The sequence below is a fragment of the Petrotoga sp. DB-2 genome (assembly GCF_054051725.1).
This window is the reverse complement of sequence record NZ_JBSVZD010000004.1, coordinates 15,029-29,805: the sequence shown is the minus strand read 5'-3', so window position 1 is coordinate 29,805 and position 14,777 is coordinate 15,029. Positions and strand designations below refer to the sequence as shown.

General features: G+C 35.7%; 17 protein-coding genes. 13 read left to right on the top strand and 4 right to left on the bottom strand.

Going from position 1 to position 14,777, the window contains the following annotated elements; genetic code table 11:
- Positions 1 to 30: 30 nt before the first annotated feature.
- The 4 genes from ACW9JY_RS02645 to ACW9JY_RS02630 all read right to left on the bottom strand — a co-directional run bounded on the left by ACW9JY_RS02645 (position 31) and on the right by ACW9JY_RS02630 (position 3,876).
- Positions 31 to 912, bottom strand: a complete 882-nt coding sequence (locus ACW9JY_RS02645) for a pyridoxamine kinase (protein ID WP_457283352.1) — start codon at positions 910 to 912, stop codon at positions 31 to 33.
- 12 nt (positions 913 to 924) lie between these two features.
- On the bottom strand, positions 925 to 1,845 hold the full coding sequence (locus ACW9JY_RS02640; RefSeq protein ID WP_103077348.1) for a pseudouridine-5'-phosphate glycosidase: 921 nt from the start codon (positions 1,843 to 1,845) through the stop codon (positions 925 to 927).
- Between the two features lie 208 nt (positions 1,846 to 2,053).
- On the bottom strand, positions 2,054 to 3,013 hold the full coding sequence (locus tag ACW9JY_RS02635) for a carbohydrate kinase family protein (RefSeq protein WP_457283276.1): 960 nt from the start codon (positions 3,011 to 3,013) through the stop codon (positions 2,054 to 2,056).
- 11 nt (positions 3,014 to 3,024) lie between these two features.
- Entirely contained in the window at positions 3,025 to 3,876 is an 852-nt protein-coding gene (locus ACW9JY_RS02630) for an aldo-keto reductase family protein (RefSeq protein WP_103079416.1), read from the bottom strand.
- A 279-nt stretch (positions 3,877 to 4,155) separates the two neighbouring features.
- On the opposite strand from ACW9JY_RS02630, the gene ACW9JY_RS02625 reads away from it, so the two are divergent.
- The 13 genes from ACW9JY_RS02625 to ACW9JY_RS02565 are packed head-to-tail and all read left to right on the top strand — an operon-like array spanning position 4,156 to position 14,755.
- Entirely contained in the window at positions 4,156 to 4,641 is a 486-nt protein-coding gene (locus ACW9JY_RS02625; protein ID WP_103079415.1) for a Na+/H+ antiporter subunit E, read from the top strand.
- Positions 4,638 to 4,889, top strand: a complete 252-nt coding sequence (locus tag ACW9JY_RS02620; RefSeq protein ID WP_103079414.1) for a monovalent cation/H+ antiporter complex subunit F — start codon at positions 4,638 to 4,640, stop codon at positions 4,887 to 4,889. Before ACW9JY_RS02625 ends, ACW9JY_RS02620 begins: the two co-directional genes overlap by 4 nt.
- Positions 4,886 to 5,224, top strand: coding sequence for a monovalent cation/H(+) antiporter subunit G (mnhG, locus tag ACW9JY_RS02615; protein WP_103079413.1), 339 nt, complete (start codon positions 4,886 to 4,888; stop codon positions 5,222 to 5,224). The genes ACW9JY_RS02620 and mnhG overlap by 4 nt, the downstream gene beginning before the upstream one ends.
- On the top strand, positions 5,217 to 5,462 hold the full coding sequence (locus ACW9JY_RS02610; RefSeq protein WP_103077342.1) for a Na(+)/H(+) antiporter subunit B: 246 nt from the start codon (positions 5,217 to 5,219) through the stop codon (positions 5,460 to 5,462). The genes mnhG and ACW9JY_RS02610 overlap by 8 nt, the downstream gene beginning before the upstream one ends.
- Entirely contained in the window at positions 5,462 to 6,187 is a 726-nt protein-coding gene (locus ACW9JY_RS02605; RefSeq protein WP_457283275.1) for a Na(+)/H(+) antiporter subunit B, read from the top strand. Before ACW9JY_RS02610 ends, ACW9JY_RS02605 begins: the two co-directional genes overlap by 1 nt.
- Complete coding sequence (locus ACW9JY_RS02600) at positions 6,184 to 6,519, top strand: sodium:proton antiporter (RefSeq protein WP_457283274.1); 336 nt, start codon at positions 6,184 to 6,186, stop codon at positions 6,517 to 6,519. Before ACW9JY_RS02605 ends, ACW9JY_RS02600 begins: the two co-directional genes overlap by 4 nt.
- Entirely contained in the window at positions 6,512 to 7,933 is a 1,422-nt protein-coding gene (locus tag ACW9JY_RS02595) for a complex I subunit 5 family protein (RefSeq protein ID WP_457283273.1), read from the top strand. The genes ACW9JY_RS02600 and ACW9JY_RS02595 overlap by 8 nt, the downstream gene beginning before the upstream one ends.
- Positions 7,934 to 9,775: a proton-conducting transporter transmembrane domain-containing protein gene (locus ACW9JY_RS02590; protein ID WP_457283272.1), complete on the top strand. Its 1,842-nt coding sequence runs from the start codon at positions 7,934 to 7,936 to the stop codon at positions 9,773 to 9,775.
- Positions 9,772 to 10,674 (top strand): respiratory chain complex I subunit 1 family protein, encoded by a 903-nt coding sequence (locus ACW9JY_RS02585; RefSeq protein ID WP_457283271.1) that lies wholly within the window; start codon positions 9,772 to 9,774, stop codon positions 10,672 to 10,674. Before ACW9JY_RS02590 ends, ACW9JY_RS02585 begins: the two co-directional genes overlap by 4 nt.
- Positions 10,675 to 10,697: 23 nt before the next feature.
- Positions 10,698 to 11,258: an NADH-quinone oxidoreductase subunit NuoB gene (locus ACW9JY_RS02580; protein ID WP_103064976.1), complete on the top strand. Its 561-nt coding sequence runs from the start codon at positions 10,698 to 10,700 to the stop codon at positions 11,256 to 11,258.
- Positions 11,242 to 11,796, top strand: coding sequence for an NADH-quinone oxidoreductase subunit C (locus ACW9JY_RS02575; protein WP_457283270.1), 555 nt, complete (start codon positions 11,242 to 11,244; stop codon positions 11,794 to 11,796). Before ACW9JY_RS02580 ends, ACW9JY_RS02575 begins: the two co-directional genes overlap by 17 nt.
- Entirely contained in the window at positions 11,783 to 12,892 is a 1,110-nt protein-coding gene (locus ACW9JY_RS02570; RefSeq protein WP_457283269.1) for an NADH-quinone oxidoreductase subunit D, read from the top strand. Before ACW9JY_RS02575 ends, ACW9JY_RS02570 begins: the two co-directional genes overlap by 14 nt.
- A gap of 24 nt (positions 12,893 to 12,916) precedes the next feature.
- Entirely contained in the window at positions 12,917 to 14,755 is a 1,839-nt protein-coding gene (locus ACW9JY_RS02565; protein WP_457283351.1) for an FAD-dependent oxidoreductase, read from the top strand.
- Positions 14,756 to 14,777 lie beyond the last annotated feature (22 nt).

Genomic DNA, 14,777 nt, shown 5'->3' with positions numbered 1-14,777 from the left:
GCTTTCTAATATTATACAACAAAATATCTTTTAAAAAATCTCATAGCTTTGTAAAAGTGTCGGGGCGTTCAAAGTGTCAAGCACTTTTTCTAAAAGTATGCCTTCCCTCTGTGGGTATTTATAACCATAACTAGCTTTTAAACACGTAGACACGAATTGAGTAGCCCTGTCTATTGCCATCGGTACACTGTCTCCGTTTAAAAGACTACCAACGATAACACTTGCAAACGAGTCCCCTGTACCAGGATATAAAGCTCTTATGTAATTATTGGTGATTTTCCAAAACCTATTATTTGTCCTTTCATAAGCTAATACCCCTATTTTCGATTTAGATTCATCAGGAACACTTGTTATAATAACGACTTCTGGGCCCATGTCTGACAAACGTTTTAACCAGCTTTTCAACATTTCTTCACTAATATTTTGATCGTACTTCTCATCCAAAAGAAAACAGGCTTCTGTAAAATTTGGGGTTATCACATGAGATTTGGAAATTAATTTTTTCATCTCTTTGACCATGCCTTCTGTAATGGTAGCATAAAGTTTCCCATCATCCCCCATTACTGGATCAACGACTACAAGTGTTTCATTTTTCTGTGAAAAATATTGTATAAATTCCATTACAATATCAATTTGTTTTTCTGAACCTAAAAAACCACTATAAATTGCATCAAAACTTAGGTCTAATTTTTTCCAATGTGCCATGATGTCTTTCATATTGTCTGTTAGATCGATAAAAGTATAATCCTTAAATCCTCCGGTATGCGTTGATAGTATTGCGGTGGGAATTGGACAGACTTGAATCTTCATAGAAGACAATATAGGAATTACAACGGTTAAAGAAGCTTTTCCAAACCCAGAAAGGTCATGAATTGCCGCAACTCTTTTGATGGGTTTCTCTTTCAAATACATCATTCCTTTCCCCTAAGATAAGATGATAAACTCCTTAGCTATTTCTGCACCAAGCTTGGCGTTGTTGTAGACTAATTCGATATTTGCTTTTAAACTTTCCCCTTTTGTTAATTCGTTTATTTTTGAAAGTAGAAAGGGGGTTAATTCTTTACCCTTTATTTTTTGTTTTTTAGCCTCTTCTATTGCGTTGTCTATTGTTTTATTTATTTCTTTAAAATCCATTGAGTAATCTTTTGGAATAGGATTTGCAATAAAGATACCTCCTTGTAAACCCAAGTCCCACTTTGCCTTCATTATATGTGCAATTTCTTTTGGGGTTTCTACTCTATAAGGTACATTTATCCCACTTTCCCTCGAAAAAAAGCATGGAAGTTCGTCCGTTTGATAGCCGATCACTGGAACACCGAAAGTTTCGAGATATTCTTTGGTTAATTGAAGATCTAATATAGCTTTAGGTCCAGCAGATATCACCGCAACGTTTGTTTTTGCAAGCTCTTGGAGATCTGCAGAAATATCGAACGTTTCTTGAGCGTTTCTATGTACACCGCCTATTCCTCCTGTTACAAAAACCTTTATTCCAGCTAGTTCAGCTATTATCATGGTTGCTGCAACCGTTGTAGCGGCGTTAAAACCTTTTGCAAGGATAATAGGGAGATCCATTCTACTTGCTTTCAATATGTTTTTAGAAATAGCCATAAACTCTATCTCTTCTTCTGATAATCCTACTTTCATTGTACCATCTATTATTGCGATAGTTGCTGGAACTGCTCCCCTTTCTCTTATTATTTCTTCTACATTTTTTGCCACTTCAACATTTTGTGGGTAAGGCATTCCATGTGAAATGATAGTTGATTCCAAGGCAACTATAGCTTTGTTTTCTTTCATAGCTTGGTAGATTTCTTCTTTTATTTCTAAATATGGGGTTGTATTCATATTAGTTTTCCTCCAAAAGTTGTTGTTATTTTATTGTTTTAGGAACTTAATTTAGCGCCCCTTCGCCCCGCTCCCCGCCCATTAGGATAAAAGGTCGTTACCCTTTGCCCCGCTCCCCGCCCATTAGGATAAAAGGTCGTTGCCCTTTGCCCCGCTCCCCGCCCATTAGGATAAAAGGTCGTTACCCTTCGCCCCGCAGCCTGCCCTTCTAAGGAAGGGACCTGTGGTCCCTAGCTTCGCTCCTCACCTCAAAAATTTTGCAAGATAACTCATCTGCTACTGTTTTTGGACTTTTTAGGGTAATTCGAGCGGCTTTTATTCCGTATTCAATGCTTTTTTCTATATCAGCATCGTTGTAAATACCGTAGATAAATCCTGAGGTGAAAGCATCTCCGGCACCATTAGCATCGATTATTTCGGAATCTTTAACTTTCTCTACAGAAAAGAACTCTGTTTTTTTAAGTTGATTGTTGAAAAAGAGAACCCCCTCTTCTCCGTTTGTTATGATTAAATTAAAAATATTGGGGAATTCTTCAGAAAAAATCTTCTGGATACTTTTATAATCTGAAAAATTCAAGTTTTCTTGCTCAATTAAGGATTTCAGTTCTGAAAAGTTGAGAGTTAGATAATCTATTTTTCCAATTATATTTTTTAATTTTTTTACCTTTTGATTTGATACTGCGTTAAAAACTGTGTAAACATCGGTATTTTCAAGTATTTTAAGTGTATATTCTATTACCTGGGGTTCTAAATTTGCTTCAAGAAAGACTATTTTTGAATGGAGTAATGTATCTTTATGTTTTTCTATATAATTTACATTTATCTCTTTAATAATTTCCATGTCTGAAATGGAAACCAACATATCTTTTTTTTGGTCTAAAATTGCAAGGTAAACTCCAGTACGGTAATTATCAGAAATCTTGATAAAATTAGTATTTATCTTTAGGGTATTTAGTTCAGCTAAAATTATTTCACCAAATACATCGTTCCCAACTACGCCAAACAAATTAACAGGCACTTCTAATTTGCATAAATTGTGTGCAACGTTCCTAGATACACCACCAGAGGAATAAAAAATACGTCCAGGGTTTGAAGTCTTTAGAGATAATTTTTGGTAAGAGGATCCTTTAAAATCTATATTTATTCCTCCAATTATTGATACAGACATGCCACTTCTCCTCAAATGTTTTTAGGATTGAACACTTTTCCAAGCTCTTCACAGCTTTTTCGCAAATTTTCCTCTTCTTGAATATCAAGCGGTGTGAATTCGTCTGCTGCTTGTATTAACCATTCTAAAAGGTTAATGTGGCTAGAACATAAGATAGAGGTTATTGGCTTAGTAAGAGAAAATCTTATCGTTGTCTTAACTTCTTCATAACTTTCAGAAGGGATATAAAGAAGGTCCGATATACCTTTTTCTGAATTTACCTTCGTTATCTTTTTTATAAGACTTTGTTTGCTTATTATGCCAGTACCTTTTTCCTTGGCTTTGGAAATTACTTTTCTTCCATAACCAGTGTACCAGTTCATCCAGTCTAAGGGGAAGGTAATCGAATCAAAATCGTAACTTTCTAAAAGTTTTAAGGCTATTCTTTCTTTGTTTGTTGAAAAACCTATGTACTTTACTAAGCCCAAATTTTTAGCGGCAAAGAACCCCTCCAGAGCGCCTTCAGGTCCTAGAATTCTATGAATACCTTCTTGAGTATTTACAATAATTTGAATCAAATCTAAATATTGAAGATTGAATTTAGCTAAGAGTTCTTTTATGTCCTGTTGTATCTCATCACTGCTTTTGGAGTAAGATCTGCCTGCAATAAAAAGTTTATCCCTATACAGATTTATTGGAAAAATGGCCGTCACGTCTTTAGGTTCGAATGTAGGAGAAATTTCAAAAAAGTTTACACCACCTAGAATAAACTTTTCTAAAAACCTTTTAATTTCGTAAGTATCCTCACTTACCAAAAGCTTTTCCAAATCCAAACCTATTATAGAGAGTTCTTCTTGGGTTTTACCCAACATTCTTCTCTCCATTTCTTGTTCCTCCTTTCAATAGTACCCCCTGGAAGGTGATCAATACTTAAAAGAAGATATGAGAAATTGCACATTCAATTATACCATAAAAAATTAATACCATAGAAAATTAGCGTTTAGGGGTAATTAAAGGTAATTAAGTACGATTATAGCCGATTAGAAGGTTGTTTTTCGATTTTGAAATTATACCTCTTACTGGTATAATGTATAGGAATAAAATTTTTCGGCTTATCCAGTATGAGGTTTTTTTCACAAACTATATAAAGTGGAGGGATTGTTGTGAAGAAATTTGTTTCGACTTTTGTTGTTCTTCTAGTAATTTGGCTGTTTTTGACTTCTTTTAACCTTTCTGAATTGATCGTAGGGTTGTTAGTTTCAATTGTTTTAGCAGGAGTCATTTCAGGTCTTGTGGATTATGAATTAGATCTTTCTGTTGTTTACAAACTACCTTTATTTGTGGTTGTATACGTACCTGTTTTTGTGTACAAAATGTTTTTATCAAATATCGATGTTGCAAGGAGGGTTTTGACACCAAAAATACCTTTAAACCCAGGTTTTGTGAAAATCCCTGTTGATTTGAAGGGAAATGTTGGCAAGTTAACTTTAGCTAATTCCATTACTTTAACCCCTGGAACACTAGCAATAGATGCCGATGAAGAAAACCTATACATTCATTGGATAGATATAAAGGGTAAAAACGAAGAAGATTACAAAAAGTACGTGACGGGGACTTTCGAAAAAATTTTGGGGAGGATATACAAATGATCGAAATTATCGTGTTTAGTTTGATTGGAATAGGTGTATTTTTTTCTGTCTTGAGAATGATAATTGGTCCTGAAGTAACCGATAGAATCGTTTCTTTGGATACAATGAACGTTATGATCACAGGAATTATTGTTTTGCTATCACATATTTTTAAAAATGAAATTTATTTGGATATTGCAATAGTTTATGGAGTGCTATCCTTTTTGGAAACGGTTGTTCTTTCAAGATATTTGGAGGCGAAAAAATGAAGGTGATCGGAGATGTTTTAATAATTATTGGAGGAATTTTCTATCTGTTGGGAGGTTTGGGAATATTCAGAATGCCGGATGTTTTCAATAGAATACAGGCAGGTACAAAAGCCACTACTTTAGGTGCGTTTTCTTTAATTTTAGGAGTTGGATTTTTAAACCCTTCGTGGTTTTTGAAGTCACTAATCTTAGTTGTTTTTATGACCATCACTAATCCCGTTGGGAGTTCCGTTTTAGCTCGCGCCTCCTACTTACATGGTGCAAAAATAGCAAAATTACAAAAAGATGACTTAAAAGGTTTGTATGAAAAAGAGGAGATGAGTCAAGATGATTGAAACAATTGGTGTAATCATTGGTTTTATAATGATCCTCTTCGCTTTGATGGCTATTGAATCGAAAAAGTTGTTAAATTCCATTGTTTTTTTATCTATAACGTCTTTGCTCTCAGTTGTGGAATTCATAATCATGAAAGCTCCAGATGTTGCTATAACTCAAGCTGTTATAGGTTCTGGTTTGATGACCTCGCTCTTCGTATTTACATTGATGACTATGAAAAAGAGTGGTGAAAAATAATGAAGAAGTTTATCTCAGCTTTGTTAACGTTTGCTTTAGCCTTTTTTATCTTTTCATTACTGTACGATTCAGAAAGTTTCTTTCCAAAGTACGGTGAGAGAGATTTAAATAATACCGTTTCACAAAAATATATAGAAAAGAACGTAGATGAAACCAGACCTTCACCGGAAACAGGATCGGCTAATATTGTTACTTCTGTAGTTGTTAATTATAGAGGATTTGACACCTTAGGAGAATTAACCGTCCTTTTCATTTCGGCAATGGGGGTAGCCTTGCTTTTAAATGTAGGAAAAGAAAGGCTTATCTTTCGAGTAAAACCAAATTTCATTCTCAAAGCTGGTGTTCGAATTATAACAGGCATTATATTGATCGTTGGAATATATATATTCATTCATGGCCATTTAACTCCGGGTGGAGGATTCCCGGGTGGTGCTATGATAGCCTCATCAGTTTTATTGATGTACATAAGCGATGATAAATTTAAAGAGAAGATGAAAGCCTTCAATGTACTTGAAGGTACCTCGGGAGTTTTGGTTATAGTCTTAGGGTTAATAGGGCTTTTTGCTTTTAATTCATTTTTATACAACTTTTTGCCTTCGGGCGAGATTGCTCAACTTTTCAGCGCAGGATTAACACCTATACTATACGTTTTGATAGGCTTAAAAGTTGGTTCTGAATTGTCAAATATCATTGGAAACTTTTTAACACAGGGGGGAGAAGAATGATTCAATATTTATTTTTAGCGCTTCTTTTTGTTGGAATCTACGGCTTACTCTCATCGAAGAATTTGATTAAGATGCTTATTTCACTGAACCTTTTAGAATTAGGTTTGAATTTATTCATTATATCTATTGGATACGTTAAAGGTGGTAACGCACCAATTATAACGCTTGAATCTATTTCAAATTATGTTGATCCACTCCCTCAAGCGTTGGTGTTAACTGCGATTGTTATCGGTTTTGGAACTACCGCTTTAGGCTTGGCTTTTATTAGAAAAGTATACTTTGAAAAAGGGTCTATCGAAATAGACGAAATTAGAGGTGGTTCAGATGATTAATCCTGTGCTTTTAATTGTTATCCCTTTACTTCTAGCGTTCGTTGGGGTAATGTTTAAAAACTTTTCGAAATCTCTTTTGTTTTTTGGTTTGGTTTTAAATACCATCTTTGCTTTTTTTGTACAAAAAGGAAGTTACGAACTTGGAGGTTGGCAACCACCATTTGGTATCAACTTGTTGGTAGATAATTATTCTTTATTCGGGATAGTATTAATTAATGTTTTGTTTTTTGTTTCTTCTCTGATTGGAATAAGGAAAATTGGTAAATATTCATTGCCGTTGTTAATAGCTTTAGCCGGACTTAATGGAATGGTTTTAACTAACGATTTATTCAACTTCTACGTTTTCTTTGAAATAGCTACCATTTCAGCTTATATAATATCAACTTTACATGGAAAGTACCATCAAACGTTTAATTATTTGGTTTTAGGTTCTGTGGGATCTAGTTTGTATTTACTTGGAATAATTATTGTATATGCCGTTGTTGGAAGTCTTAACATGTCTGATTTGTCCGTTCACTTTTCAGGACTTTCACAAAATATTCAACTGATAGTTTCCATTTTAATTTTTTCAGGTTTAGCGGTTGAGGCAAAACTTATACCTTTTAATAGTTGGGTTAGAGGTATTTATTCTAATGTAAACACCTTGACTGCCCCATTATTTTCTGCTGTCTATGCATCAACGATTTTTTTGGTATTTGGAAGGTTTTTTTCCAATTTAATTACCGTTAGCGGGCCTTTGTTTAATATATTTATCGCAATTACTTTCATTACCTTTATCTTTGCCGAAGCTTCTGCCACAGCTACAAAGAATATGAGAGAAATACTTACTTTCTCAAGTATTGGACAGGCAGGATTAATTACTGGACTATTTTTAATAGGTGGGGGGTACGCAGCTGTTTTACAACTAATAAATAATGCCTTTGCTAAGTTAGTGATGTTTTCTACAACCGCGAACGTTTATGAGAATAATTCAAGTGATTCTATCGATAAAGCTGCTGGAATATTTAGAAAGTATCCTCTAGTAGGTTTTGGATTTACAGTTTCTGCTTTGTCTTTGATTGGTCTTCCTTTGTTCTACGGTTTTTATGCAAAATTCAACATTATAAACACTGCTTTTAATACCAACTGGATTATTCCATTAGTAATATTGTTGGGAAGTTTGTTGGAAGGTGTTTATTATATAAGGATGCTAGTCAAACTATGGGTACCAGGTGAAGAACACGAGGAAGCAACTGAAAAATTAACAACCAAATTTTCGATGAACAGGCTATTTGTCATAAGTGTCGTAGCGGTAGTTGTTGGGTTCTTATTCATTATGGGAGGAATCTACCCAGAATTATTTGGAGATTTTGTGCAGAACGTATCAACACCTTTGAAGGAATCCTTATCTTATTTGTCAGTGGGAGTGATGTAGATGGCGTTAAACTCTCTGTTAATTACAGGTTTGTTGTTATCGGTTTTGACTTTTTTCTTGACAAAGATAAACAAAAAGTTGGGTAGTTACTTTACCATTTTTTCAACGTTGTTTGTGTTGGTATTTTTGTTTGGATATATGAACGATGTTGGAACAGTATTTAACCTTTGGTCTTTTGGAGGATTTTCATTGCAATTGGTGAGTTCTAATTATGGTTGGTTCTTTTCCATAATAATGGTTTTAACTTATTTTCTTGTGTCTTTTTTTAATCCCTATTGGGTAGAAAAAATGGTTAATCCGGCTTCATACAATATGCTCTACGTGTTTTCTGTAGTTTCTACGTTGGGGGTGTTCTTTGCCAAGGATTTCCTTACGTTATTTATATTTTGGGAGATGGTAGTTTGGTCTTCTTTGTTTATAATCCCCCTTGGTAAATCAAGGAAGGCCTCTGTAGTTTATTATGCAATCAGCACGATTGGTTCTTTCTCAATGTTTTTTGCAATAATGTATTTATATTCACTGTTTCAAACCTTTGATATAAAAAGTATTTCACAGAATTTAATTAGCAGTCCCAATACGGCTGTAATGGCTTATTTTGTAATTATTATCGCGGGACTTGCAAAACTAGGAATTTTCCCATTTCACACGTGGCTCCCCATTGCCCATGGGAACGCTCCTCACACTTTTTCTCCAGTTCTTTCGGGAGGATTAGTTAAAATGGGGGCATTTATAGCGTTGTTGGTTAGTGCAATTATACCCACTTCGCAGATTTTTTCTAACCACATTCATATAATCGGTGTCCCTTATGAAAATTATATAATTATGGTTTTGGGAGCAATAAGCATTATAGTTGGAACCCTTATGGCAATAAAACAAGAAGACGCTAAAAGATTGATAGCTTATTCTACCGTCGCGAATGGAGGATACATATTGATAGGTATCTCGCTTTTAGATCAAGTAGGATTCGCGGGTGGAATGATGCACATCTTCAATCATGCAATGGCATCAGCCGCTATGTTTTTAACTATCGGAGCGGTAGCCTATAGAACGGGTACCACAAATATGAGCGAACTGGGTGGGATGATTAAAAAGATGCCTGTAACCTTTGCCGCTTACTTGATTGCCATAATTTCCATTGCCGGGATACCACCCACCAGTGGATTTGCGTCAAAATGGCTGATCTTTCAAGGTTTAGCGAGCAAAGGACTTATGTTTATAGCTTTTGCCACCTTTTTTGGAAGTATAGGGTCTTTCATGTACGTTTTTAGACCTCTTGCTACAGTATTTTTAGGTCAATTATCACCTAAACACAACGATGTGAAAGAAGTTCCCTTTATGATGCAAATCCCTATGCTTGTGATGTCCTTACTGACAATATATTTTGGTGTGTTTCCTTCTCAAATGTTAGGATTTATTTCGAAAATTCAGGCTTCTTTGAATATTGTTCCAATCAGTGTAGAAGGCTCAAAAATATATTCCTTTAGTGGCATGTGGGATTCTTTAGTGATTACAGCCGTCTTCGTAATAGGTTTCATTATAGCGGCTTTAATTTTTTACACACATAAAAATGCTCGGCCCGTTGATCAAATGAACACTTACACTGCTGGCGAATTTATATACGATCCTGAATCTTATCATTATGCCAAAAACTACTACGCTCCTTTTGAAAGATTGTATAAAAATCATCCATCAGTGGAAAAATTTTATGATGCCATAGCTTTAAGAGTAAACGAGTTTGGCCGTCTTGTCAGAAGTTGGTTCTTTTCTTCAAACGCTTCTGTAGGTGTGTTTTGGATCTCTGTGATAATAACAATAGCCTTTTTCTGGGGTGATAAAATATGAGTTATTTGATAGCCTTGATGATAGTTTTCATCGGATTTTTATGGCAAGTATCTCTTGATGGTATTCAAAGAAAAGTTACGGCTAAAGTTCATAGAAGAGTAGGACCACCATGGTATCAAACTTTTATGGATATTTTCAAAGCTCTATCAAAATCATCTATAACACATGGTTTTATTTATGATTTTGGTGTGATGATGGCTTTGGGAGGAACTATTGCCACTTTTATGTTTTTACCTTTTGGCGATATCGTGGCTTTTAATGGCCTTGATAATTTCTTTGTAGTTGTCTATTTATTAGCAATAGGTTCTCTTGGGATGGCCATGAGTGCTTCCGGTTCTGGAAACGCCTGGGCAGGAATAGGTATTATGAGGGCGTTGACCCAGATGGTTGCTTATGAAGTCCCATTTATGATAGTTGTATTCGGCATGATACACGTTTATGGTACTTCTTCACTCAGTGAATTGGCACAGGTACAACAAATGAATGGGATTTTCGGATGGCATATTTTTACTATGCCCTTAGGAGCTATAGTAGCTTTTATATCCTTACTTGGTATGCTTAACAAGGTCCCATTTGATACGCCCATAGCACCAGCAGAAATAGCTTCTGGACCTATGGTTGAGTATGGAGGAAAACATTTCGGTATGTTGATGCTACAACACGAGTTTGCAACGTTAGTTGAAGTCGGTTTGTTTGTGAACCTATTTTTAGGAGGAGGAAATTTAATTGAATACTTAATAAAATACTTTTTTGTTTATACCTTAGTTACATTGATATATGCTGTTTCGGCTCGTTTTAGAATAGAGAATGTTGTAACATTCTTCTACGGAGTTCCAATAGTGCTATCACTAGTTCAAGCTGCGATAGTAATTTTTACAGGACTGGGGGTGAACGTATGACAAATGAAGAGAAAATAGAACAGATGAACATCTTTGAAGAAGATTTAAACGATACTATAACTTTTTGGGAAAAGATAAAGAACATCTTCAGAGGTAAATCTTTATGGATGCTTCATTATTGCACAGGTTGTGGTGCGGTAGAACTTCCGCCAACTATGACAGCTAGATTCGATATGGAAAGATTGGGTATGGGTCCTATGGCAACGCCTCGTCAAGCGGATGTTCTACTTATAACAGGTTATCTGAGCGTTAAAACTTTAAGAAGAGTTATATACACTTATGAACAAATGATGACTCCAAAATATCTTGTGGGTTTTGGGTCTTGTACTTTAAACGGAGGAATATACTATGATTCCTATGCAGTGATCAACAGGTTAGATTATTATCTTCCAGTTGATCTTTACCTTGCCGGATGTATGCCAAGGCCTGAGGCTATAATGAATACTTTTAAAACTCTTGAGAACATGATAACAAAAGGTGAAGCCAATGGATGGAAAAAATATGTTGAAAATTACGATTGGTATCGAAATAACCAAATCCGTTCTTTAGGGGAGGTGTATGTAAAGGATGAATTTCACGAATGATACCAAAGAATTGATAAGTATTCTTGAAAAAAGTTTAGATATAAAAGATTTCTCAACACCAAAGAAAAATGAAATAAGCATAGTTGTTGATCAAAATAATGTACCAACAATATTGACCTATTTAAAGGACAAAGGTTGGAAACAGTTGAGCATGATAACCTGTGTCGATTGGATTGAAGAAAACAAATTTGAGTTAGTTTATGTCCTCTTCAATTGGACAAATGGGATTACTTTTTTAGTAAAAACAAAGATAGAAAGAGAAAACCCCGAATATATAAGCATCATAGATATTTTCCCTGGTGCCAGATACTACGAAAGGGATATCCATGAGTTCTTTGGTGTGAAGTTTGAAGGTAATTCAGATTCTGAAAAACCGTTGTTCTTAGAATTATGGGACGATAAACCACCTATGAGAAAAGATTTTGATCCGTTAGAGTATTCTAAGCGTAAATTTCCTGATAGAAAGTATGATGTGGAACTTTCCAAAAACGTTGTGAAAGAAGTCATAAAAGAAGGTGGAATAAATGAAAGAACTTAAATTATACTTGGGACCAAATCATCCGGGAATGCACGGGAATTTCAGCGTACATATGTATGTTGATGGAGATACTATCGTCAGGGCAAGGCCTATGCCTGGTATGTTGCATAGAGGATTTGAAAAACTTATGGAAAGAAGACTTTGGATGAATAACCTTGCGCTCATACCAAGGATTTGTGTACCAGAACCTGACATTAATGAGATGGTTTACGCCATGGCGATAGAGGAATTAACAGGAATTGAAGTCCCTGAAAAAGCTCATTGGATAAGGATGATAATCTTAGAGCTAGCAAGAATCGCAAATCATCTAATGTCCCTTGGAGGAATAGGAGGACCTGTGGGACTCTACACTGGACCCAATTGGGGACTCGCAGATAGAGATCTTATATTGGATATCTTTGAAGAGATAACGGGGGCAAGAGTTTACCATATGTATATCGTACCAGGTGGCGTAAGAAAGGATTTGAGTGTGGAAACTATCGAAAAGATAAAGAGTTTTCTCGATTATTTAGAAAATCGACTTCCAGAATATGAAGATTTGATTCTCAAGAATTCCCTCTTTCAGAGAAGAACCAAAGATAAATTGTTGTTACCTGCAGAGGTTGTTTGGGAGTTGGGAGTTACTGGAATAGGTATGAGATCGGCTGTGGGAGAAGCATACGATATTAGAAAAGTAGACCCGTATGCAAGGTATGACCAAGTAGAATTTTATGTCCCAACCGCAAACTATTCAGATGGATATACAAGGGTTTATTTCAAATACCTCGAAATCTATCAGAGCATAAAAATAATAAGGCAGGTAATTGAAAAAATGCCCAAAAAAGGTAAAGTATGGAACAAAATATCTAGTGGAAATGCCTTAAGATGGCGTGTTCCAAAAGGTCAAGTTTACACTCATATCGAATGCACGAGAGGAGAATATGGTTATTATATGGTTTCAGAAGGAGAAGATAAACCTTATAGAGTTGCTGTTAGGGGGGCATCCTATCCACAAGGTTTATTGGGGGTAGAAAAATATTTGCCCGGTACGAGGATAGAGGATGCAGCGCTTTGGATGGAAACAATGGGGGTATGTCCTCCAGAAATAGACAGATAAAAAATAAAAGAAGAGGTGAATATGATGAATACACCTGAAAAAAGCTTTTTTGCTCCATCAAGGGCCTGGAAATACCTTACGAAAAAGCCTGTTAGTGTTCCTATGGAAGATATCTTAATAACACCTCGAGAGGCTTCGGATAGATATAGAGGTTTTCATATAAACGATTGGGAAAAATGTATCGGTTGCGGTACTTGTTCAAAAATATGTCCAACAGATGCTATAACTATGATAGAGTTCGAAGAACTCCCAGATGTAGAAGGTTCTAAACCACAAAGGCCTGCTATAGATTATGGAAGATGCAGCTTTTGTGGTTTATGTGTAGATATATGCACCACTGGTTCGTTACAGATGACCAAAGAATATGTGCATATATCTAAAGATCCAAATACCTTCTTTTTTATCCCCACAGAGGAAGGAATCCATGGAATTAAAAAACCACTAGGTTATGTTAGAGATGAAGATTCAGACTTACTTGACTTAGAAAGAGAAGAGATGGAAATTGATCCACCAGAAATTAGAAAAGCCTCTTTCATCGAGATGGTTAAAGGATTTTCAAAAGAACAGGCTGTAAAAGAGGCTTCAAGATGTGTGGAATGTAATATTTGTGAAAAGACATGTCCAGCACATATGAACATAGCAGATTACATAAAGGATATATATACAGATGATCTTCAAACGGGTTTGAAAGATCTTTATAAAACAAATCCTTTGCCCGCGGTATGCGGTAGAATTTGTACTCATCGATGTGAAACAGCTTGTACCATAGGTCACAGAGGAGAACCTATAGCCATAAGATGGTTGAAAAGATATATAGTGGATAACGTTCCACAGGATAAATATCCAGAGATTTTAGATCAGGAAATTATAAAAAAGGCTAACGCTAAGGTTGCCATCGTTGGAGCTGGACCTGCCGGACTTTCTGCAGCTTATTTCTTGTCTTTAATGGGATATGAAATAACTGTTTATGAGGAAAAGAACAGGCCAGGCGGTGTTCTTAATTATGGAGGTCCTGCTTATAGACTTCCAGACACGGCTTTTGAGCAAGATGTAAATTACATAAAATCACTGGGAGTAAAGATAATAACGAATACAAAAGTTGGAAAGGATATCACTTTAGAAGAATTAAAAGCAAAAAACGATGTAATATTTGTTTCAACTGGATTCAACAAAGGTAGAAAGCTTCCCATCGAAGGATCTGATCATGAAAAAGTCTTTGATTCTTTGACAATTTTAGAAGAAATGAAAAATTATGTCAGAGGAGAAGGGCCAAAACCATATATACCGAAATCCCTTGTAGTAATAGGGGGAGGAAATGTTGCCATGGATGTTGCAAGGTCCATGCTCAGACTCCAAAACATGGAATATAATAAATCTGAAGTACATGTCCTCAGTTTAGAGAGAAACTTTGATGAGATGCCTGCTGATGAAGACGAGATTGTTGAGGGCGGAGAAGAAGGGGTAATTTTCCATCCAGGATGGGGTCCCGTGAAGGTAATAGTTGAAAATGGAGAAGTGAAAGGTGTGTTATTTAGGAAATGTGTGGAAGTATTCGACGAAAACGGAAGATTCAATCCAAAATACGATGAAAGTAACACTATTACGATAAATGCGGATATGGTGGTAATGACTGTTGGACAGGCTCCGGATTACAGCTATCTGCCGGAAGAGATCCAAAATAACATGAAGATAGAAAGAGGAAGGATAAAAACAAACGAGTACGGTCAAGTGGAAGGTGTACCATGGTTGTTTGCAGGTGGCGATATAGTGCATGGGCCAGATGTAATTCATGGAGTTGCAGACGGGCACAAAGCCGCTCAAGGAATAGACCAATATATAATGGACAAACAATTTTCAAAATAAAAAAGGGGGAGTTTAGCAACTC